The organism is Nonomuraea sp. NBC_00507 (assembly GCF_036013525.1).
Lineage (GTDB): Bacteria > Actinomycetota > Actinomycetes > Streptosporangiales > Streptosporangiaceae > Nonomuraea.
In genome coordinates, this window is sequence record NZ_CP107853.1 from 4,949,383 (window position 1) to 4,971,779 (window position 22,397).

Annotated in this window: 14 protein-coding genes and 1 pseudogene; 7 read left to right on the forward strand and 8 right to left on the reverse strand. The window is 70.1% G+C overall.

Annotated features, from left to right (window positions below; all coding sequences use genetic code 11):
* The first annotated feature begins 81 nt into the window (after nt 1–81).
* Both OHA25_RS24300 and OHA25_RS24305 read left to right on the forward strand, forming a co-directional pair.
* On the forward strand, nt 82–702 hold the full coding sequence (locus OHA25_RS24300) for a hypothetical protein (protein WP_327589798.1): 621 nt from the start codon (nt 82–84) through the stop codon (nt 700–702).
* Nucleotides 699–1,283, forward strand: coding sequence for a hypothetical protein (locus OHA25_RS24305; RefSeq protein WP_327589799.1), 585 nt, complete (start codon nt 699–701; stop codon nt 1,281–1,283). Before OHA25_RS24300 ends, OHA25_RS24305 begins: the two co-directional genes overlap by 4 nt.
* Before the next feature lie 86 nt (nt 1,284–1,369).
* Here OHA25_RS24305 and OHA25_RS24310 read toward each other — a convergent pair whose 3' ends face one another.
* On the reverse strand, nt 1,370–2,119 hold the full coding sequence (locus OHA25_RS24310) for a cellulose binding domain-containing protein (protein WP_327589800.1): 750 nt from the start codon (nt 2,117–2,119) through the stop codon (nt 1,370–1,372).
* A gap of 120 nt (nt 2,120–2,239) precedes the next feature.
* Between OHA25_RS24310 and OHA25_RS24315 the strand changes: the two are divergent.
* Nucleotides 2,240–2,470: pseudogene (locus OHA25_RS24315) on the forward strand (MarR family winged helix-turn-helix transcriptional regulator); the annotation flags it as partial.
* 72 nt (nt 2,471–2,542) lie between these two features.
* Here the strand turns inward: OHA25_RS24315 and OHA25_RS24320 are convergent.
* Entirely contained in the window at nt 2,543–4,168 is a 1,626-nt protein-coding gene (locus OHA25_RS24320) for a GH39 family glycosyl hydrolase (RefSeq protein ID WP_327589801.1), read from the reverse strand.
* A gap of 228 nt (nt 4,169–4,396) precedes the next feature.
* Here OHA25_RS24320 and OHA25_RS24325 point away from each other — a divergent pair, with 228 nt between their 5' ends.
* On the forward strand, nt 4,397–5,407 hold the full coding sequence (locus tag OHA25_RS24325; RefSeq protein WP_327589802.1) for a LacI family DNA-binding transcriptional regulator: 1,011 nt from the start codon (nt 4,397–4,399) through the stop codon (nt 5,405–5,407).
* A 115-nt stretch (nt 5,408–5,522) separates the two neighbouring features.
* On the opposite strand, the gene OHA25_RS24330 is transcribed toward OHA25_RS24325, so the two are convergent.
* Both OHA25_RS24330 and OHA25_RS24335 read right to left on the reverse strand, forming a co-directional pair.
* Nucleotides 5,523–7,001: a serine/threonine-protein kinase gene (locus OHA25_RS24330; RefSeq protein WP_327589803.1), complete on the reverse strand. Its 1,479-nt coding sequence runs from the start codon at nt 6,999–7,001 to the stop codon at nt 5,523–5,525.
* Nucleotides 6,991–8,331, reverse strand: a complete 1,341-nt coding sequence (locus OHA25_RS24335) for a DUF4407 domain-containing protein (RefSeq protein WP_327589804.1) — start codon at nt 8,329–8,331, stop codon at nt 6,991–6,993. The genes OHA25_RS24330 and OHA25_RS24335 overlap by 11 nt, the downstream gene beginning before the upstream one ends.
* Before the next feature lie 252 nt (nt 8,332–8,583).
* On the opposite strand from OHA25_RS24335, the gene OHA25_RS24340 reads away from it, so the two are divergent.
* The 3 genes from OHA25_RS24340 to OHA25_RS24350 are packed head-to-tail and all read left to right on the forward strand — an operon-like array spanning nt 8,584 to nt 12,942.
* Nucleotides 8,584–10,032 carry a hypothetical protein gene (locus tag OHA25_RS24340; protein ID WP_327589805.1) on the forward strand — a complete coding sequence of 483 codons (1,449 nt, stop codon included), beginning with the start codon at nt 8,584–8,586 and terminating at the stop codon, nt 10,030–10,032.
* Complete coding sequence (locus OHA25_RS24345) at nt 10,019–11,017, forward strand: hypothetical protein (protein ID WP_327589806.1); 999 nt, start codon at nt 10,019–10,021, stop codon at nt 11,015–11,017. The genes OHA25_RS24340 and OHA25_RS24345 overlap by 14 nt, the downstream gene beginning before the upstream one ends.
* On the forward strand, nt 11,005–12,942 hold the full coding sequence (locus OHA25_RS24350) for a hypothetical protein (protein WP_327589807.1): 1,938 nt from the start codon (nt 11,005–11,007) through the stop codon (nt 12,940–12,942). Before OHA25_RS24345 ends, OHA25_RS24350 begins: the two co-directional genes overlap by 13 nt.
* A gap of 113 nt (nt 12,943–13,055) precedes the next feature.
* Here OHA25_RS24350 and OHA25_RS24355 read toward each other — a convergent pair whose 3' ends face one another.
* The 4 genes from OHA25_RS24355 to OHA25_RS24370 all read right to left on the reverse strand — a co-directional run bounded on the left by OHA25_RS24355 (nt 13,056) and on the right by OHA25_RS24370 (nt 22,346).
* Entirely contained in the window at nt 13,056–14,549 is a 1,494-nt protein-coding gene (locus tag OHA25_RS24355; protein WP_327589808.1) for an alpha/beta fold hydrolase, read from the reverse strand.
* Between the two features lie 457 nt (nt 14,550–15,006).
* Nucleotides 15,007–18,228, reverse strand: a complete 3,222-nt coding sequence (locus OHA25_RS24360) for a hypothetical protein (RefSeq protein WP_327589809.1) — start codon at nt 18,226–18,228, stop codon at nt 15,007–15,009.
* Nucleotides 18,225–19,553, reverse strand: a complete 1,329-nt coding sequence (locus OHA25_RS24365; RefSeq protein ID WP_327589810.1) for an SWIM zinc finger family protein — start codon at nt 19,551–19,553, stop codon at nt 18,225–18,227. The genes OHA25_RS24360 and OHA25_RS24365 overlap by 4 nt, the downstream gene beginning before the upstream one ends.
* 156 nt (nt 19,554–19,709) lie before the next feature.
* The gene (locus tag OHA25_RS24370) at nt 19,710–22,346 is read right to left on the reverse strand and encodes an alpha-L-rhamnosidase (protein ID WP_327589811.1); all 2,637 of its coding nucleotides are present in this window, start codon (nt 22,344–22,346) and stop codon (nt 19,710–19,712) included.
* Nucleotides 22,347–22,397 lie beyond the last annotated feature (51 nt).

Consider the following 22,397-nt stretch of genomic DNA (forward strand, 5'->3'; position numbering starts at 1 on the left):
CGACCCAGGCAATCGACGCCGGTACGGCGTGCCTTTAAGGCCAGGCAACCGACGCCGGTACAGCGTTCCCTTCAGGGCCGCGTGCTCGCCCTCGCGGTCGCGTTCGCGCTCGGCGCGATCGTCTCCGGCGGTGTGGTGTTCGGGGTGACCCGGCCGAGCTCGATCGAGCAGACGGCCGATCGCCTCCGTGCCGAGTCCGCCCTCCGCGACAAGACGCAGATCAAGGCGCTGACGGAGCTGGCCCGCAGCACGCGGGTCCGGCTCCTCCCCATGCTCGACGGGCTGGGCCGGGCCATGCCCGCCGACGGCACCGCGGGGCCCGTCGCGGTGACCGCCGCCGACGTCGGGACCTGGCAGAAGGCGGCCGCCGCGGCCGTCCAAGGCTTCGCCGACCCGCCGTCCGGTGAGACCGCCACCAACGTGGCGAGGTCGAGTCTCGCCTCCGCCGTACAGCAGATCGCCACGACCGTCGACACCTACGCGGCCGCGCGGGACCTCACCGGACCGGCTCGCACCGCAGCCATGGACCTGGCCGTACGGCAGCGCGCCACCGCGCTCTTCACCTGGTCGATCGGAGCAACCGCTCTCGACGCCCTGAACATCGACGCGGGCTACGGTCACCAGCACGTGTTCCTACCGACATCACCCGGCGAAGGGGCGCTCACCCCCGACACCGAACCCGAGGGGAGTCACCACTCGTGAAAAGGGCACCCGCATATGTCCTCACCGTCCTCCTGGCCGGGCTCGCGTTGGTGCTCGGCGCACCGGCGGCCTCCGCTCATGGCGGACCGATCAAGCTGGAGGTGACGGGAGATGGCGCCGACAACGTCAACGTGGTGGTGACGTATAAGAAGGACGGCCATCCCGTCACGGAGATCGTCGAGGCGACGCTGACCGCGACCTCGGCCGACGGCCGGTCCTTCGGCCCGGTCCCGCTCAGGTCGGCAAGCGAGGGCCAGAACCTCTACCGCTCCGCCGAGCCGCTGCCGAGTGGCGAGTGGCGGGTCACCGTGACCGCGACCGAGCCCTCCAAGGCGAAAGCGACGGTGAAGGTGAAGGCGGGCGTGGTCGCCGCCGCGCCGGTGGCCGCGACCGCTCCCACACCGGACCGGGCGACGGCGCCCGCGCAGAACAAGGCCGCTGCGGCGACGACCGTGGTGGACGACGAAGGCGCGGTGGGGACTCCCCTCAAGATCGGCATCATCGTACTCGCGGCGCTCGCCGCCCTCGCGGCCTGGATCGGCCTCGCACGGCGGCACAACCGCGTGGGCGTCCGGCGCTGAACGTGGTCTGCGATCCTGATAGGCCTTCGCCATGGCACGTGGCGACCTCACCGACGAGGCCGCCGGCGGCGAAGCGTCGGCGTCATTTAGGCGGCGGGGGAGCAGACCGTGCCGTTGAGGGCGAACTGCGCGGGTGCCGTGTTCGTCCCGCTATAGGTGGCCTGGAAGCCGAAGGTGACGGCGGCTCCGGCGGCGACAGTGGCGTTATAGGGGGCGTTGCGCGCGGTCACCTGGGCGCCTTGCTGGGTGACGGTGGCGGTGAACCCGTTGTTCCAGGTGCTGGGTGTGTACGTGACCCGGCAGGCGCCGGTCGGGGGAGTGGGCGTAGCGGCGGCGGTTCCAGTTGGCCTGTGGTGTGTCCGTGCTGGTGGGCGTCTGGCTGAGGCCGAAGACGTTGGTCCACTGGTCGATCTGCTGCTGCAGCGTGGCGTAGTAGACGAGGGTGTCGTTCGTGCCGTGCCAGAGCTGCACGCGCGGCCACGCACCGGTGTAACCGGGGTAGGCGGCGCGGACCACGGTGAGGGGATGTAGTCGGCCTCGTTCGCGAAGCAGCTGTGCGGCACGCCCATGAACACGGCCCCGGCCTTGAAGACGTCCGGGTAGTTGCCGAGCATGATGTTGGTCTCCATGCCGCCGCCTCGCAGGTGCGACTCGGCCGACCAGGAGTCGAAGCAGTTGCCCTTCTTGGAGGCCGACGGGTAGATGACGACGAAGCCGTACTGGTTGGCGAGGGAGGCGAACTCCGAGCCGGAGTAGAGTCCGGGCCCGGAACCGCCGCAACCATGCATGGCCAGCACGACCGCCGGTGGGGGAGTGCCGCGGTCAAGGCGGCGCACAACACCGCGGTGCAGACACCGGCCACCCACGCGGTCAGTCGTCTCATTCGCCCTCCTCTGCTCGGTGCCTGAAGTGCGGCGGCGCATTTCCCCTGCTCGCCCGACTCCCCGACGCCGCGGGTGAACTATCTGGTCTTCCGGCTGGAGCGCTACATCCGAGGCCGCCTGGACGAGGCTCTCGCCCGGCACGGCGTCACGACCACCGAGTACATGGCGCTGAGCGAGCTGCGACTACGCGACGGGCCGTCCTCGGCGGATCTGGCCCGCATCGCCTTCGTCACTCCACAGGCGATGAGCCTCGTCATCCGCGACCTCGAACGACGCGGTCTCATCCGTCGAGACCCGCAGCCCGGCGCGGGCCGCGTGCTGCGTGCCCGCCTCACCCGTGAGGGCCTGTCCACCTTGCGGCGCTGCGTGGCGCGGTCATGCCGACTGACTCAACGACATCACCGCCCAGGGCGTCAGTTCGACATCGAGGTTCAGCACACCGGTGTCGGGCACGGTCAGTGTGAATCTGAGGAGCGAGTCGGCGACTTTGCTCAGGTAGTCGCTCTCGGCCCGGGACGGGTTGAGAGGGGACCCGAGCTGGTACCAGGCCTCGGCGACGTTCCCGTGCTCCCAGTCCAGGACCTCGACGAGGAACGTCGTGCCAGGCTCCAGGCCGCCGATCGAGTGGTGGATCCTCCGGCTCGGCCCCACCTTGGCCAGCGCGCGTGTCGCCGGGTACGAGTTCTGCGAGCTGAGACCCCTCATGGCCATGGCCTCGGGATAGTTGAAGAACACCGCCGACACGGCCGACGTCCGGCTGTCACGGGTCACGACACCGTCGGACGTCGCGAGGAGCAGCCGGTCGCCGAGCCGTTCCAGCATCGCGAACGCGTGGTACGTGGGCTTGTGGGTGCCCGCCTCGTTCACCAGTCCGAACCCGCCATGAAACGGTCCGATGCCGGCGCCCCCCTCCTCGAACACGTCCGTGAAGGTCCAGTAGGCGATGGAGTCGGCGAGGGTCGCGCACTTCAGGTACGCCCGCGTGATGTAGGTCGCCGCGAACAGCGTGTCGTGGATGAAGTCGCGGGCCGACGGCGACGTCGACCACTCGCTGATGTGGATCTCCGCCTCGGGATAGGCGCTGTTCTGCACGAGCTTGCGCAGCAGGGTCAGGTCGTCGAACGTGGCATCGGCGTACCGGGTGATCTGCACCGCCTCGCCGTCGGCGCCGTACGCGAAGTCGGTGGGGTACAGGTGGGTGGAGATGAAGTCGATCGGGAGTTCGCGCTCCGCACACCAGGCGATGAAGTCCTCGATCCAGACCGGGCGCCAGTCGAGCGCGTCCACGTCGGCCGCGCCGGCCGTCTCGAGCATCGCGGAGCGATCCTCGCTCTCGCCCTTGTAGCGGTCGTCGGGCACGAAGACGCTCGTCGAGGGCCCGCCCACCTTCAAAGCCGGATCGATCCTCTTGATCGCCCGCACGGTCTGTTCGTAGAGCTCGAAGTACTCGGTCTTCGTGCCGGTCCAGAAGTGCGGGACCAGGTTCGGCTCGTTCCACACCTCGAAGCGCCACTCCCGCACCTCGGCGAGGCCGTACCGGTCGATCCAGTGCTCGACCGACCTCGTGACCAGCTCGCCCCAGCGCGCCATGTCCTTGGGCGGGCTGCAGTGAGCGCCCCACCAGAACACGGTCTCGGTCTGCGTCGCCAGCTCGCGCGGCATGAAGCCCAGCTCGACGAAGGGCCGGACGCCGCAGTCCAGGAGGAAGTCGAAGACCTTGTCGACGTAGCTGAAGGTGTACACGGGCGAGGGGAGGGGCGCGTCCGGGCCGAAACCGCCGCCGTAGCTCTCCCGGTAGACGAACATGTCGTCGTGGAAGACGCCGTGAAAGCGGATGTACTCGATTCCCGCCGCGGCGACGACCTCGGCGAACTGCTGTCGCCAGTCCGCGCGCAGCGCCTCGTTCGCCCGCCCGGCGCCGATACACCTGCTCCAGACATGCGGGAGCGTGCTCTCGTCAAGCAGCTCGCCGTTGATCAGGAACCGGGGCTCGCTCTTCATGGCCTCACTTCTCTTCACGAAATCGTTCACGGGGTATGCGAAATGGGCCTAGCCGTTACGAAAATATTTCGCAACTTGTTCGCTGATTGCGAGGACATTAGGTGTCGCGCCCGTCCTGTGTCAACGGGTGGCAGCCCGGCCAGGAAGGGTCCGTGGTAGGTTTCGAAATAATTTCGAATCCTGAAGGGAGCCCTGATGCGCCGGCGAGGTCCTTCCGAGCGAGCCACTTTGGCGGATGTCGCCCGACTGGCCGGCGTCTCGCAGGCGACCGCCTCGAAGGTTCTCAACGGGCGCGGCGATGTAGGGGCGAAGACACGCGACCTGGTGCTCGGAGCCATGGCCGAGATCGGCTACAAGCCGACGGCGGTGCGACACCAGCATCCGCGAGAGCGGACCCTCGTCACCGTGCTCGACATCGTGGAGTCCCGTTACGCCGGAACGGTGCTCCAGGGCATCCTCGTGGCCGCGACCTCGGCGCAGGCCGAGCTCCTCCTTCGCCTGCCGCCCGACGAGCCGATCAGCACGAGCCGTACGGCGGCCCGCGCCTGGATGGAGGAGCAGAAGGCGTCCGGTGTCGTCGGCATCATCGCGCTCGCCGTCGCCGTGCCCGACCCGATGCTCCTCGCCGCGGAGAATCTCGAGGTGCCCGTCGTGACGATCGACCCCATCGATACGTCCGAATCACGTCTCGTCAGCATCGGCTCCACCAACTGGGCGGGCGGTCGCTCGGCGACCGAGCACGTCATCAAGCTCGGCCACCGCAGGATCGCCTGGGTCGGCGGCCCCCTGGGCTCTGCCCCCTCACTGGAACGCTTCCACGGCTACCAGGCCGCGCTCGACTCGGCCGGCATCACGCCGGACCGCGCCATGATCCGCCACGAGGCGTTCTCCGTCGAGGCGGGACTCCGGCACGGCCATGACCTCCTCGCGCTCGACGAGCGGCCGACCGCGATCATCGCAGGCAACGACGAGATCGCCGTCGGGATCCTCGCCGCGGCCAAGGAGCTTCACATCACCGTCCCGAGCGAGCTGTCGGTCACGGGGTTCGACGACACACCGCAGACCGAGTGGACCACGCCCCGGCTCACGTCCGTCCGGCAGCCTCTCGTCGGCATGGGCCGGATGGCCGTCGAGACCGTCCTGCGCATGGCGGACGGTGTCCAGCCCGCCTCCCGGCACCTCCAACTGGCGACGACCCTCAGCGTCCGCGACTCGACCGGCCCCGTCCCGTCATCCTGATCGCCCTGGTGACCGACGTCTACCAACGCCGCTTGCCGGCCTTCATTCACGTCTGGCAGATCCACGCGGCGCCCCCAGACCAGAACCGCTACCAGCGAGAGGACGAATCGGGCGGCTATCCCTCGGCGGCGAGTCTGCGCTCGACGTCGCCGCGGGTCGCGGACGGTAGCAGGGGCAGCAGGCGGTCGCGGCAGGAGGGCCGGCAATGCACGAGCACCCCGGCGATCGTGGCGGATGGAAGGCGACTGAGCGCCTGACCGGCCGGGTCCTCCGGCATCGCGGCGAGGGCGAGGCCGGTCTGCCGGCTATCGACGGCCGCCATCGCCTCGATGGCCGCAGCGGAATGCCGATCGTGCATGTGACCGAGCACGCGTCCGCGGTGGTGGGGGTCCATCGCCAGCACGACCCCGGCGACGAGGCTTGGGTCACGTACCTGGTCCAGCAGTCGGCCCACGTGGCGCGGGAGCAACATCTGCAGGATCTTCGCGCACGTCGCCGCCTGGCGGCACATCTCCTCCACTGCGGCGGTCGTGAACAGCGGCCCCTGTTCAGCGAGGAGCACCGCCGCATCGGCCGCGGGCAGCGTGAGGACCATCGAACCTCTTTCTGCGGCGCCGGCGCCGGCGAGCGTCCGACGCACTCGTTGCGCCGCCACGCCACCACCCGCTCCCGAGCCGTTCCCGCCTCGGCCGTCGCTCCCTGCGGAGGAGCGGTTCCCTCCAGCCCCGTTCGCCTGGGGAGGCGCAGGCGGTTTCGTGACAGGGCCTTGCGACGTACGGCGCGGCTCCACCCCAGGAGAGCGCCCGGCAGCCTGCTCCAGCATGCGCGCCAGTTCGCCGGCCGTCATCCGGGTGGCCGGGCTCTTGGTCAAGAGCCGGTTGATCGTCGGCCTGAGCCTGCCCGCCCGGGTCATGGGGTCCGGGGGAAAGGTGAGGATCGCGAACCTGGTGGCCTCCTCGGTGCCCCTGCGGAACGGCGGACGTCCCTCCAGGGCCGTGTAGAGCGTGGCACCGAGCGACCACAGATCGGCCGCCTCGCCCGCCGGGGTGCCTCGCAACCGCTCGGGGGCGATGAAGTCGGGGGTGCCGATCACGTGACCGAGCATGGTGATGCGCTCGTGACCCTCGATGGCGGCGATCCCGAAGTCCACCAGGACGACCCCACCGGACGCGGTGATCAGAATATTGTCCGGCTTCACGTCGCGGTGGAGCACCCCTACCGCGTGCGCGGCGGCGAGCGCGTCGAGCGCCTGGGCGCCGATCCGCACCACGGCGGGCTCGGACAAGGGTCCCCGCTCGATCAACTCGCCGAGCAAGGCGCCCTGCACGTAGTCCATCACGATCCATGGGCCGTCCGGGTCGTCGAGCACGTCGTGGACGCGGACGATGCCCGGGTGGTCGATCCGGGCCAGCGCCTGCGCCTCGCGTTCTGCCCGCGCCTTGAGCTCGGGCAGGCGGCCGACGTCCGCGCGTACCTGTTTGAGCGCCACCACGCGGCCGAGCTTGCTGTCCCGGCCGCGCCAGACCCGACCCATGCCGCCGCTGCCGAGTTGCGCCTCGATGACGAACCGGCCCGCGACGTGCTCACCAATCATCGTTCATTCCGGCGTACTCGGCCTGCGGGCTGTCGCCCGTCCCGGCCGGCCGGGAGGCGCGGTTGTCTCGGAGGCCGCGGAGCGCCTCGTCCTCGAAGCTCGTGCCCTCGTGGCGCTCCTGCGAGGGCGGGGACGGCGTATCGGTAGCGAGGAAGACTCCGGTACGCGGCTCATCCGCGGTGTACGGCCGGGTCGTGCCCTCCCGCCAGGCGGCGCGCCGTGGCCTCCTGTCCGCCTCGTAGATCTGGTCGATGGCCGCATTGACCTCACGCTTCTCCAACGCGGCCAGGATCGTGTCGTAACTGCCCGGCCGCTGCATCAGCTTGACGATGACCGGCAGGCACTCGATGAGCAGGATGAACAGGAACAGCAAGATCCTCGCCAGGGTGAGGGTCGGATTGTTCTGCGACACCCTGCTGAGCGCCTCCAGCCGCAGCAGCAGGCCGTCGGATCCCTGGATCTCGGCGGCGAAACCGGATCTGAGCCGTGCCTGCCCTTCTGTCAGTTTGTCCAGCTCCGCCTGTACGCTGCTCAGGTCCTGCTCCGCCTGGGCCAGCCTGCTCGCCTTTCCGGCCTCCTGAGTGTCGCTGAGCCGTTTCCTGCGCTGCTCGATCTGCCGGTCGATGTCATTCACCCGATCGCGGGCGCTCTTGTACGCCTCCTCCGCCGCCTTCGCCAGCGGCCCGGAGCCCTTCTTCGCGCATTTGGGCGGCCCGACGTACAGCTGACACTGCCATTCCTGGTAGAACGCGTCCCGCTGCTTCACCGCCCGCTCGCGCGACTTGCTCAATTCCTGGATCCGGGGGTCGGCCGCCGGATCGAGCGCACTCTCCCCACGGGAGGCGATCACGGCTCCCAGAGCCGCTGCGGACTTCTCCAGAGCGGCTATCCGCCGGCCGGTCTCGCCGCCCTGCTGTGCGCGGGTGAACGCGTCCGCCTTCTCCTGCTGGATGTCGACGATCTCGGCATCGATCTCGGGTTTGAAGATCTGCAGCACCAGTGGCGTGGAGATGACGGCCCCCAGCAGCAACGCGAGCAGCACCCGGGGCAGGGCGAGCCACAGGCGTCCTCCGCCTCGGGCGGGCAGGGAGGTGACGAGCCAGCGGTCCAGGCTCAGAATCGCCACGCCCCAGACGAGGCCGATCAGGACGGCGAGGGGCGGGAACACCTTGAGCGCCGAGGCTAACGCGAATGTCATGGAGATGGCGGCGATGCAGGCTGTGGTCAGGATGGCGCCACCCAGGCCGTGGAACCTGGCACGCTCCCCCCTGCACCTGTCCAGCACGTCCGGACGGGCACCCGACAAGACGATCAACCATCTACCGACCATGCGCGGCTCCGGGAGAAAGGGACCAGGGCGCTCTGCGCCCTACCCCGTGAGTAATCCACTGACTACCATAAACAACCGGCAATCATGATTTATAACAGGAGGGCCTGACCGCCCGCCACGCGGTGCTGTCACGAAGGATTACAAACTACCAGAAAACGGACAAAAGCTTGACTATCCCCCTTTACTATCACTTACTCCACCAAGGACATTAATTCGTACCAAGCAAGGGTCCGAAACTGGTGGGGGAAATTCTTGAGCCATTTCGCAGAGGGTGGATTGCGGGGGGATCTCGCCGATCTGATCGCCTCGTTCAGGGAACGGCTGGCGGTCGTGGAGATCGACACCGCCGGAACACGGATCTTCGAGGTCCGCGTCGACGAGGTCGGCACGACGTACTACACACGCAGGGCCGCCGCCAAGTGGTCCACTTTGGCCGCCGCCGGCGATGACGTCCACGACGCGGTGCTCCGGGTCTCCCAGGATTTGATCTCCGCCGACGAGGGGGACCCGGTGGTGGTCGTGCGGTCCGCCGACGGGCAGGAGCAGGAGGCCGCCGTGCGCGCACTGCGGCAGTGGCGGCCATCGGCCCAGGTCGCCGAGGTGTCCGGGGCCAAGGTCGGGGACCTGCTCCGTGAGTTGGTCGCCGGCGCGCCGCTGCGCCAGGTGTACGACTTGATCATGGCGCGTGAGCGCGCGGACGACCGCAGACTCGAACTGGTGGGACAACGGCTCTTCGGTCCCGGTGCGAAGCCGGGGGAGGACGCCCAGGTGGCCGTCACGTGTACCGACGTCGGCGGCATGCTGCTCGCGATCTCCGCGTGGGCGGGGCCGCTCCAGCCTTCGGAGCTGGTGTCGGTCGACCACGCGCCGCTTTCGCCCGGACGGCATGTGCTGCGGGCGGTGTTGGAGCGGCCCGGCGTCGTCCGCTTTCCCGGGATCCCCGGCCTCCGGCCGGACACCCGGCCGTGGGCGGACGTGGTGGCCACGCTGCCGTCGCGGCTGCACTACGCGCCCCGGCCCGCGCACCTGGTGTGCGCCATAGAGACGGCGGGGACCGCGAAGGAGTTCGAGGCCCGCTGCCACTGGGCCGGCTACATCATCGACCTGCTTGCCGAGCGCCGTCTCGACCCCCGGCAGCTCCAGGTGTCCGTCGTGGGATACGGCACCCACGTGTTCGGCGCCCGGCACGCGGACCGTACCCGGCCGGCCATGGCCGTCTGGTCCGCGTCCGCGGCGCAGGCACGGACCGCCCTGGAGTCCCTGCAGCCCACCGCGCCGGCCTACCCGAACGCCGCCCAACTCGAGGACGTGCTCGCGGAGGTGAGCGCCCGGCTGCTCCCGCAGCCGGTCAACACGCGGACGGCGCTGCTCACCATCGGGGCGCGGCCTCCGCATCCGCCTCGGGCCGGCCTCGACCGCGTGCCCCCCTGCCCTGCGCGGTACGACTGGCTGGCGCTCCTGCGCGAGATGGAACAGCGCCACGACCTCAGGAGCGCGGTCATCTGCGACAGCCCGCCCGCCACTGCCTCATCTGCCTGGCATCGGCTCGGCTCGGCCGCGCTGTTCCAGGTGGACGCGGTGAACGCGGAAGAACTCGCGCTCCGGCTCGGCCTGGTGACATCGCCCGCCGCCGTGCTCGCCCTTCCCTTCGTCTCCCAGAATTCCGACTCCCAGAATGAGGACCTCGGTGGTCGACACTGACTCCCCCGGCGATCCCGAGCGCGATCGCACGCCTGACATCGCCATGTGGGGTGCTTCGGGCAGCGGCAAGACCGCCTTCCTGGCGGCGCTGAGCATCGCGCTGAACAAGGCCCCCGACGCGGGCTGGAGGCTCATCGGGGAGAACCCGGTGTCCCGGATGGAGCTGGCGAAGTTGCGGACGACGCTGCTGCAGACGCGTACGTTCCCGGCCCCGACCGAGGCCCTCACCTACTACAGCTGGCTGATCATCGGCCCGGCGGGGGTGCCGCGCAGACGATGGTGGTGGCCGTGGGAGACGCGTGAGGGGAAGGCTCCGAAGATCAAGCTCGACTTCCTGGACCTGCGCGGTGACCTGTACGCGGAGTCCGAGTCGAACATCGACAAAAAGGCCCTGGTCGACAGCCTGGTCAAGAGCCGCGGCCTGATCTACATGTTCGACCCGGACCGGGAGGCCCGGGTGGGTGACGCCTTCAAACACCTGGACGCCGCTCTGCACGAGGTCGCCGGGCGGATGCTCGTCGACGACGCGTACCAGGACGGCAAGCTCCCGCATTACGTCGCGGTCTGCATCACCAAGTTCGACGACCCGAAGGTGTTGAGAACCGCGATCGAAGCGGGGTTCACCGAGCGGGACCCCATCGACGAGTTGCGCATCCCCCATGTGCCCGAGGAGCGGGTCCGCGACTTCTTCCGGCTGCTGTGCCGGGACGCCCAGGACCACAACACGGAGATGATCCTCGACCTGCTCGAGGCCTTCTTCCACCAGGACCGCATCAGATACTTCGTGACCTCGTCGGTGGGCCTGTTCATCGACGAGGATCTCGGCAGCTTCGACCCGGACGACTTCCTGAACGTCATCGACAACGCAAGCGGCGGACTGACGATCCGTGGTGCCATCCGCCCCATGAACGTCATGGAGCCCGTGATCTGGCTCGGCCGCATGCTCCGGCCCGGCGCGATGAGGAGCAGACGATGGGACGGCTGACCGCCCACTGGGCGATCCTCGGCAAGACACCGGAGAGCCTGGACGACTACAGCGTGATCGACTGCAGCACGGGGGCGATCACCAACGCGGAGTTCGGCATGTGGCTCAAGGCGTTCACCTCCGGGACCATGGAGCCCAAGGCCCTCCCGCGGGTGGCGACCAACTACTTCTCCGACCCTGACGGCGAGCCCTGGCTGGGGCTGTCCCTGCAGACCGAACCGGACTCCCAGGACGGCTTCCAACGCCCGTACGCGATGACGTACTACGTCTGCGTACGCTGGGCGGAGATCGCCTCCGAGTCGACGAGGCTCTCGTACCGGGCCCTGTACGAGGCGCTGTTGAAGGAGAACTTCTCCGGCGACGCGCCGTTCCAGCTCTCCCTCGCGGCGTACGACGAGCGTCATCTCGCCGGCCAGGTCAACGACACGGCACGGCGGGCGGCGGCGCTGCTGCTCACCGGACAGCCCGTCTGCATGGTACGGGCCGGCCATCTCACCCTGGACCAGCGGCTGGACTTCCTGGACACGGTGGCGGCGCTGCTCCCGTACGGGTTCCGCCACACGCTGGCGGTCTCCACCTGGACCAACAGTGCTTCCCGGCATCGGATCCGCCTCTCCTTCGCCGAGGTGCCGCCCACCCACGGGGCCTGGGAGCTGCCCTGGGAGGACGGCGATCCCGCGGGGTCGATCCCGCCCCAGGCACTGTTCTACAAGCGGGAACTGGAGGGCTATCAGGGCGATGACCTTTGTGAGCTGATGAGGTGGCTCACGACCGCGGCCGAACCACGCGACTTCGACGACGCCTCCCACCGCGCCGCCGCATCCAGGCTGCTCCGCGGCCGTACCTCTCCCCGGCTTCCTGCGCAGGCCGAGCAGCACGCCGCCGCCGCCCTGCCCTCGGTCGAGCAGCTGCTGCACCAATGCCGTGAGAGCATCGCGAACGCCGACGGGCAGCGGCTCGCCGTCCTCAACGCGCAGCTGGCGCAGCGGGCTCGCGGTCGTGTGGCGGACCACGATCGCAAGACCTATCGGGTGTTCATCAGAGCGAACCCCATCCGCCCGCCTGAAAGGCTGGCCGATTCGTCCGTCATGCGACATTTCTTTGAGATCCTGCTCCGGCTGTTGTACGGGTCGGCGATGCATGCGGCCGACGTCGAGGAGATGCTGGTCGACCTGGGTGGACCGTTCCGGCAGGAGCCCGCCCTTCCGCCCGCGCTGCTCGCTGCGATGCGCCGGATCCTGCCTGCCTGCGCCCCCTCGGGCAAGCTGCTCATCGCGAGCCTGTTGGGCCGCGAGCACCTGCGCAGGATCCTCGACGACATGTCGGAGGACGAGTTGCTCCGCGTCGCCGTCCAGTCCCGCAACCGCAGGGTGCTGGACGTCGCCATAGCCGAGGCCGAGCACCGCGCCGTGCCCACCGATCCGCGGGCCATGGAGGCCGTCAAATACGCGCTGACCCGGCACCGCTACCTCATCGAGGCGATCAGCTCCATCTGCGCCGCCGAGGAGAGCGTCATCTACTACCAGAGCGTGCTCTGGGTGAGCTACCGCGGGCAGCTCACCTCGGCTGACATAGAGGAGATCCTCGGGGACCTGGACCGCCCTCCCCAGACGTTCCTGCTCGCCATCGTGGCCGAGGCCGCACCCGGAACGGCCTCGGCGCTGCTCCACACGCTCGCGGGCGGCACCGTGCGCAGCCTGGGCCTGACCGGAAGGCCCGTCGCCGGCCACATCAAGGCCGGCCTCGACCGGATGACCGGCCCCGTGGATGACGGCAACGGCCGAAAGACGTCGCATCGCAGGCGCTTCCAGAGACTCGATCCCACCTCCCGAAGGCTGAAACAGATTTCCGCGTTCGGGAAGGTCCTCATCGGCGCGTCGATCATCATCGTCATCATGGGCCTCGCCCTGTGGCTGTGGCTCTGACCCGCAGCGCCGGAACGGCCGGTGACCCCTGGCCTCACAAGCCCGCAAGTACGGCCGTCCGTGCTGAAGTTTGCAGACCGAGTAGATCCCTTCAGGGCGCGTAGTCGGGTGACCTAGTCCTGGCGCTCCTCAGCCGGGCAGCGGGCCCCCTGCGCGGGCACGGTCAGCGAGATCAGGTAGCTGTCGATTGCAGCCCTGGTGCACTGGGTCACTCTGTAGATGCCGTGGCCCCAGCCCTCGTAGGTGAGGAGCCTGGCCTTGGGGCCGAGTTGGCGGGCCACGTTGGCCGACCACTGGTACGGCGTGTCGGGGTCGTGCATGGAGGTGGCCACCAGCAGCGGAGCGCTACCCGTGTACCGCAGCCGGTGCTGCGGGTTGTTCACCGGGTGGCCCTGGCAGATCGGCATGTCGCCCATCGGCATCGGGTTGTACCGCATGTCCGGGGCCACCGCGTTGGAGCCGCGCATCACGTCGGCGTACTCGTTGTAGTTCCGGAGCGACAGATTGAAGTCCTCGCAGAGGATCGCGGTGGGGAGCTCGGCGGACTCACCGTCCACGGGCCCGTTGCCGGGAGGGCCCGGCATGTCATCCGGCACCGGCCCGCCGGCCAAGGCGAGGAGCACCTTGGCCTCCTGCCGCCAGGCGGGCGCCTCGTTGAGCACCACGGCCAGCCAGAGGAGGTTGTGGGCGCTCACCGGGCGGTCATTGACGCCTGGCCAGTGCAGCTCGCCGCGGTCCGCCTTCTTGAGCAGTCCCTTCCACAGTGCCCGGACGTCTCGTCTGTGCAGGACGCAATCGGTGTCCCGGTCGCACCAGGCGACGAACTCGTCGAAGCTGTCCTGGACGGCGGCCGCGTCGGTCACCTGGAACGCCTTGACGTTCAGGCTGTGGTCCATGTTGCCGTCCAGCACCATGGCCCTGACCCGGTTCGGGAAAAGTTGGGCGTACATCTGCTGAGCGAGCGTGCCGTAGGAGATACCGTACGAGGTCAGCTTGTCCTCGCCGAGCGCGGCCCGAATGGCGTCCATGTCACGCGCCACGTTGGCCGAGTCGATGTGGTCGTACAGGGGGCCGGTGAGCTTGCGGCAGTCCGCGTGCAGCTTCTTGTTGAAGGTAACCCATTTGTCGTAGTCGGCCTGGCTGGTCATGACCGGGGACGGCATCTGGTTGTACACCGAAGCCGAGCAGGTCACCGAGCCACTGCGGGCGACGCCCCGGGGGTCGTAGCCGACGATGTCGAAGCGCCGCTGGACGTCCTCACTGAAGCCGGAGGAGCGAAGCATGTCGTTCACGCCGGAGTTGCCGGGTCCACCCGGGTTAATCAGCAGGGATCCGATCCGCGCGGAGGGGTCGATGGCCTTGCGCCGGGCGAGGGCCAGGTCCACGGTGAGGCCGTTCGGCTTGGACCAGTCGATCGGTACCGTCAGCGTGCCGCACTCGACGGTGGGCTCCTCCTCGCACTGCTCCCAGGTGATGCCGCGCTTGCCGACGGCATCGGTGACGCCCTCTCCGGTTACCGTCGCGTTGGCCCCGCAGGACATCGTGGCCGTCAACAGCGCCGCCATCGCCACGCGGGCGATGGCGGGCGGAGAAGTTCTTCTTGGCACATTGCTCCTATCGTTGATCGGCTTGCCGGGCTGCTCACACGGCACTGGTGGTGTCGGGCCGCTGGGAGTGCGCGCGGGACCGGCCGCTGGGCATGCGAAACCCAGTGGTCGAGGCGAGGCTGTGCCTTGCGCCGCAGACAGCATGTGCCCCATCGGTGACCAGGATCCAGACCAGTTTCCTGCTCACTCTTTGGTCACTACGGAACTTCTCCGGGTTGGTGCCAGCGTGCTCGGTGTGTGCTCGCGCGCCCCGACATACCCCGTCATGACTCGGGACTTCCGGACACGCAAGTGCTCACGCCGCAGCAGCCCCCGTGTGGTTGAGCGCCTTGGGGTGCGGGCTCGGCGCGCCGGCTGGTGACCTGGTCGTTGGCGGTCCAGTCGAAGGCGTCTCAGCCGACGGTGGCGTCGCGGTCGAGCACGAGATTCCTGATCTCGGTACGGATGTCGCCAGAGGTCATGACGTGGCTCCGGTGAGGTGGGCGTGGAGGCGCTTGCACTCGTGGACGAAGCGGGTCGCCCGGCGACTGCGTGCGAACTCGCCGATGACCGGGATCTCCCCGCGCGCGCCGGTCCAGCGTGCCACGTCGGCGGCGAAGGCGACGAGATCGGCGTGCGTCACGGTGATGCGCCGCCCCTCGCCCGGCAGCATCCCGGGCAGCAGGGCGCGCAGGATGTGCCACACCTCCTGGTGGCCGCCGGCGTCGGCCAGCTCGGTCAGGGCCGCGATGGCGGGGCGGGTCTCCCGCCAGGTGCGGCGCAGCACCAGCGCGAGCTGGCGGCCGATCGCCTCGGCGGGCAGCTCGCCCCTGGCGGCCATGCTCAGGACCAGCGGGATCATGCCGGGCACGCTGTCGGCCAGGAGGAAGGCGAGGATCACCGCCGTGGACTCGCCCATCGGGCCCTGGGCGATCTCCAAGCCGGCGATCTCCGACGGAGCCGCCCACGCGCCCCAGCCGCCGCGCAGCAGGAAGGGCAGGAAGTTGACGGCCACGACCTCGCGGTGCGAGGGCAGGATGGCGGGCCATGCCCTGAGCGTGCCGCCGGACTCGTCGACCCTCCAGTCGAACGGCTCGCGCAGCAGCACCTCGTCGATCAGCCGATGGCCGGTCGGGGCCGTCACCCGCAGCACCGGCTGCAGCCTGACCTCGGTGAAGTGTTCCGGTTCGCCGTCGCCGAAGTCGACCATGGACGCGCCCGCCATGTGGCGCCACACGTGGCCGCACTCGGGGTCGGCCATGCCGTCACCGGCGAGCCAGCGGGCGGCCGAACGCGCCGCCTCCGAGTCGACCTTGGCGGCCCGCTCGGCCGCGGCCGGGTGGCAGCCCCGGGGTAAGCGCAGCAGCGCCTGCGCCAGGTCGGCCGGAGGTGGCTCCACGCCGGCGGCGGCGCAGGTCTCCAGCCGGTCGATCAGCACGTCGGGGTCGAGGTGGCCGCTCATCCAGGTCGGCGTGGCCAGCAGCACCGGCGGCAGGGTGCCGTTGCGGAGGGCCTCGGCGAGTTCCACGTAGCGGTGCAGCAGGAAGTCGTGGGGCGGAGAGACACCGTTGGGGTGGGGGAGCCGGTTGCGCCGCCGCAACTCGTCGTGCTCGGGCAGCGGCTCGGGCATGGAGGAACGCAGCCGGGGCGGGACGAAGACGACGGTCACCTGTATGAGCGGCTCGCCAGGGCTTGGCGGGGGCACCTGTCCGCCGGCCCGCATCGCCGCGATCCTGGCGGGGTCCACGCCGAGTTCGGCCATTTGCTCGTAGACGTCGTCGAGGATGAAGGACGGCATGGCCTCTTCGGAGTCGTCGTACACGACGCCGGGCCTCGTCCGGACTGGAGGGAGGTGATCCGGAAGTCCGTCGTCGCCGATCTCCTCTTCGTCCTCCTCGTCGTCGGTGCCGTTATACCAGGGCTGCTCGGCGTCGGTGGGGGAGCCGTTCAGGTGGATCCGGCCCCCGGCGAAGGGGATCTGCCGGTCGCCCTCGTGGGCCACCGCCATGTCCGGGCCGTCGTCGCTGGTCCAGGTGATGAAGAAGGCTCGCAGCGGGGCGTCGTCGTCGAGGTAGCGGCCAGGCCGGTAGAAGCCGAAGCCGCCCACCGCGATCCGCTGGGGCGACGGCTCCGCGTCGGGCTCCTCGCCACGAGTGAGTTCGCGCACCTGCACGGAGTAACTCGCGCTGTCCCAGAACTTCTCCGGCCCGATCGGCGGTGGCTCCGGCACGCTGCCTGGGGTGACGAGCTCGGCGGACAGCGCCGACTGCCAATCACCGGGGTCGAGGAGCACCTCCCTGGACCGCCAGTAACCCTGGTTCTGCTCGACGTGGAGCTCGAGCTTACGGCACACCTTCGCCCGGTCCTCGGCGATCCCGGCGACGAAGGCCGCCAGCCAGCGTTCCTGGCCGACCCAGCCCTCGTGGTAGCCGGGGAAGATCGACGGCTCGGGGAACCGCCGCGCCTCCGGCGGCTCGGGCAGCGGCGGGAACTCCTTGTGCTCCAGCAGTTCCTCGACCGGGATCTCCCCGCCGTACTGCTCGGCCAGCTTCGCGCCCAGGTCGGCGGGGAGGTGGCGGACGCCGTCGAGGATCGCCTCGGCGTGGTCGGCGAACAGGTCGGCGTATTTCAGGGTCAGCTCGACCGCGCGGTTGCGCACGTCGAAGGACTTGTGCGCGTACGCCGTGGTCAGCGCGGTCACGAAGTCGGCGGCCGCCTCGGGCGTGGCCCGTATCGCCTGGTCGAGCCAGCGCAGGCCTGTGGTGGCGAGCTTGGCCTCGTCCCGGAAGGTGAGTGCGTCGACCGCCTCGACCAGGTCGGCGTGGTCGAGGGGCATCGCCCCGCGCACCTGCCCCGCGGCCAGCTCGGCGACCGTGCCCGGCGCCGACGGCAACAACCGCAGGTAGTCGCGCAGGCGGGGTGCGGACTCCGCGGGCGTGGGGTCGAGGAGCGTGTGCAGCCGGACGAAGAAACGCAGGTCCTGCGCCTCGCCGCCGCGCAGGAAACGGCTCACGCAACCGTCGAGCACCTCCTCCCTGGGCAGTTCGCGGGCGGCGGTGGCCAGCCAGCGGGTTGGCCGGGGCTCCAGCCGCTCGTCACGGAGGGCGCGGCCCGCGCCGTCAGCGGCGAAGACACGAGGCAGCAGCACGGGGGTCAGCGGGTCACCGGCCACGCTCGGCGCGGCCAGCCATGCGGCCACCAGCGGGTCGTGGTCGGGCGGCACGGCGCCGGACTTACGCAGCAGCGCCACGGCCAGCGGCGCGATGCGGTCGGCGGGACGGCGCACCCGCTGGGCCAGCCGGACCGCGACATCGCGACGCCACTCCAAGGGGCGGGTGGCCGCCACCCGGCACACCTGAGCGACGTCGGGGTCCTCGGCCCAGCGGCGGTTGACGTCGCGGCCGGTCATCCACGTCACGGCGGCCGCCGGTCCGGTGATGACGCCGACACCGGTCAGCAGCAGCGCGCCGGCCAGTTCGTCGAGCAGGTCGCCGACCTCCCAGGAGGCCATCTCCTCGAAGTCGTCGGGATGCTGGGCGCGCACCTGCTCGGTGCGGGCGCGGCGCAGCTCCTTGACGAGGCCGGGCAACCGCCCGCCCAGCTCGGCGCGCTCCTCCTCGGTGAGCGTGACCAGCCGGTCGGCCAGCCGGGTGACCTGGTTGCGAGTGACCAGGTCACAGATCTCCGTCCAGAGGGTCATCGGGAGACCTCCACGGCGGCGCGGGCGACGATCCTGGCGGCCAGCACGTGTTTGCACGGCCCACGGGAGCCGCGATGGTCCCACCACCACTCGCAGGTGCACGAGCCGTCGGTCAGCGAGACCCGGCGCGCGCCGCCCGAGGTGTGGACGGTGGCCAGCTCGCCTTCGAGGTGCACGGCACCCGCGTCGACGAGCTTGCGCGCCTTGGCCAGCCGCGGGTTGAGCAGGCTCACGTTGTCCTTGTCATAGGGCAGCTCACGGTGGAAGTGGGCGGCCTCCGACAGGTCGTAGCCGACCCGGCCGGCGACGCCGAGCTGCGTCAGCGCGGCCCGCACCCGGTCGGCGGGGATGCCCGCTCGGTCGGCCAGCAGGCCGATCTCGACCTCGGGCTCGAAGTTGAGCAGCATCCCCACGACGTCGGCGTCGTTCTCGGCCTCGTCGGTGGCCAGGTCGTCCAGCACCGCGCCCTCGCCGGAGAAGCCACGCCAGCGCTCGGGCGAGAGAGTGAGCGTGTAGCGCATGCCCGGAAGCTCCAGCTCCCAGGCGCTGGAGGCGGCGTCGGCCGGGCCGTACACCCGGAGGGACTTCGCGAAGCGCAGCAGCGGCAGGAGGGTGCCGAGCCGGTTGGGGCCGGCGAGCTGGACCGAGCCCGGAACCTGACGGGCGGAGACCTTCAGCTCACGCCCCGCCTGCGCCACCCACACCGTGCCCTTCTTGGGCAGCCCGCGCAGGAACCGCACCGCCGCCATGCCGGTCAGCTCACCGCGCTGGTCCATGCCCGAGGCGATGACCTGCACCTCGGCGAATCCGCGTAACCAGCGCTCGGGCAGCGGCACCTTCTTCTCCACCACCGCGCCGTCCATCGTGGTCACGACCAGCTCGTCGAGGCCCACCCCCAGGTGCAACGGGTCACGCGCGCCGATGCGCGCCAGCGCCTCCCGGAGCGGCGCGTTCACATCGACGTTGGTGGTGCCCCGGTCGAACACCTCGCCGTCGAGCGAGCCGTTCAGCAGATCAAGCCGGGCGTACACACCGCCACAGGCCGAGAACGATTCGAACCGCAACCGGTCTCCGTTGCACGTCACCACGGGGTCGCGCACCCAGCCGGGCCGCGCCTGCGGCTGGTGGTAGCGGGCCAGCGCCACATCGGCGACGCCGAGCAGGGCCGCTGCGGCGGGGGCCGCCTGGGTCACCACGCCGCTGAAGAACCGGGGGGCCACGGCCGGGCCGGACAGGGCCCGTCCGCCGGAGGTCGCCAATCCGAGGCGACCGTCGACAAGGGAGGAGGGCGCGGCGTACGTGTACGCCTGCGTCGCTGAAGTCATGGCCGGGACAATAGATCGCCCCACCGACAAACCGGCGCTGCGGTGCGAAGAGCGTCACACCGCCGACCGCTGCGCCGTCGACGCGGAGGCTGCCGCGGTTCAGCTCGGCCTGTCCGTCCAGCGGGCGAGCGTACGGCCGCGACCCGCCCTCGTTCGTCAGGAAAGGGGGTGTCGCCGGGAGAAGCGGCCGGGACCGGTGTGGAACGTGGTGCCATCCGGGAACCTGACCTGCGCCTGGGAGCCTCCGGGGACGTCGACCGAGATGGTCAGATGATCGTCCTGGATGCGCCAGGCGACGGCGATCCGCCCCTGCGGGCTGTCGAACGTGCCCTCTGCCCAGGTGATCGCGTCGTTGAGCACGGGCGCGACGAGGAAGGACTCCCATGCGACGGAGCCTGCGGCCTGACGCAGGCCGAGGGTGTGGGTGTGCAGGAAGCGGATGACCGCGCCCTTGCTGTAGTGGTTGAGGGAGGCCGTGGCGCTGCCGTCCTCGGAGACGCCGTCCCAGTCCTCCCAGATGGTGGTGGCGCCCCGGTCGAGCATGCCCAGCCAGGAGGGGGAGGTCCGCTGCCGCAGCAGCCGGTAGGCCACGTCCGGGTGACCGGTGTCCGCGAGCACGGGGAGCAGATCCGCTGTTGAGAGAAAGCCGGTGGTGAGGTGGCCACCGGCCGCGTCGATGAGGGCAACCAGGTGCCAGGCGGCCTTGTCGCGCAGGTCCTCGGGCACGAGGTCGAAGGCGAGGGCGCGTACATAGCCGGCCTGGGTGCCGGACTTCGTGCGGCCCTCGGCGTCGAGGAACTCGCTCTGCCACGCCCGGCGCACCTTCTCGGCCGTTTCGCGGTAATGGGCCGCGTCGTCGGCGTGGCCCAGCACCTCGGCGACGGTGGCGAGAGTGCGTACGGAGCGGTACAGGTAGGCGGTGCCGACCTCGCCCTTGTCGGCGGTGTACCAGGCGATGGGGTCGCTCATCACAGGGTCGATGAGGGATCCGTCGGCAGCGCGCTGCTTCGGCTCGGTCCACTCTCCCCAGTGGAAGGAGCCGTCCCAGATGAACTCCTCGTGGGGGAGTGGGCCGGCCGAGCGTTCGACGCGGGAGGGGTGCCGGGCGGTGCGGGCGGTGGCGAGTGCCCACTCGACCCAGCGCCGCATCGCGGGCCAGTTCTCGGTGAGGGCGCCCAGGTCGCCGTAGGTCTCGTAGAGCACCCACGGGACGTGGACGATGGCGTCGCCCCAGCCGGCCGAGCCGGTGATCGCGTTCGCCATCGGGTCGTCGTGGGTCTTGAGCCGGTTGGCGTCGGGGGAGGAGTTGACCACGCGGCCGTCGTCGAGCTGGTCGTCGCGGACCGAGCGCAGCCACTTGCGGCTGAAGCCGTCCACGTCGTACAGGCGCGCGGCGGTCGGTGCGAAGATCTGGTAGTCGCCCGTCCAGCCGAGGCGCTCGCGGGTGGGGCAGTCGGTCGGGATGTCGACGGCGTTGCCGCGGAAGCTCCAGCGGGCCGCCTCATGCAGGCGGTTGAGGTCGTCGTCGCTGCAGGTGAAGGTGGCGGTCGGGCGCAGGTCGGTGTGCACGACGTGCATGGTCACGCTCGCCGGGTCCACGGCGCGGGAGATGCGCGCGTAGCGGAAGCCGTGCACCGTGTGCCGGGGCTCGAACACCTCGCCGGGCCTTCCGGAGGAGACGACTTCGTCGCGCTGCACGAACGGGATCGCCGCCTCACCCGGCTTCTGGCTGTCCAGATGTGTCGTCGTCAGGTCCCCGGCCGGGTCCAGGTGCTCGCCGTGGTCGATCACGGTACGCGTACCGGCCGGGCCGAGGTCGGTGAGGGTGATCCAGCCGGAGGCGTTCTGGCCGAAGTCCACGATGGACGCGCCGTCGTCGTGCCGGGTCACCGAACGCGCGGGAAGCTGCTCGACCCGCCGCACCGGAGGGGCCGGGGACCAGCTGATCGGCGGCGCGCTGACCGCATCGACGAGCGCGGGCCGGGTCGTGCCGCGTTCGGCGGTGAAGTCCGTCGTCTGGCCGTTCATGAGGTCGGCGGCGACGATGGCGCCGGGGCGCGAGGTCCACTCCTCGCCGGTGACCGCGACCGTCTCGGTGCCGTCGGCGTAGCGGACGTGGAGCTGGAGCCTGGCCGCGGTGACGGTGCCCCAGGAGTCGCGCTTGCGCCAGGTGCCGACGCTGCCCCGGAACCAGCCGTCCGACAGCAGGATCTCCAGGTCGTTGACGCCGCCGCGGAGCAGCGCCGTCACGTCCGCGGCCTGCGCGTGGAGCGTGTCGGCATACGACGTCCACCCCGGCGCCAGCTCGGCCGTCCCTACCCGCGTACCGTTGACGAACGCCTCATAGACGCCGAGCGCGGTGGAGTAGAGCCGAGCCGAGGCGATGTCGTCCCGCAGCTCCACACCGCCGGCGAGAACGTACGCCGGACGCCGTTGCTTGTCGTCCTCCTGCGGGGAGATCCAACGCGCCGACCAGTCCCCGTCCAGCAGGGCCGACTCGAACGCGTGCCAGGGCGACCACTCGGACGACCGTCCGCCCCTGTGCGTGCGAACACGCCAGGCGACGCACTGCCGGCTGCGCAAGGGCGGCAGCGGCCACTCGAGGAACAAATGCCGGGCCGAGACGACGTTCTCCACCACCGTCTCGACGCCGTCCACGCGCAACTGGAGATCGTAGCCGTCCTGCCCGCTCCATTCCCGCGGCAGCTTCCACGACAGCCGGGGCGCGGGCCCCGAGACGACGAACTGGTCTCCGCTGCTGTCGATCTGCAGGTCATGGGGCGATTGGCTCATCCTCGTCCTCCAACTCGGGTGACATGGTCCACGTGGTCAGCGGGGAGGCGG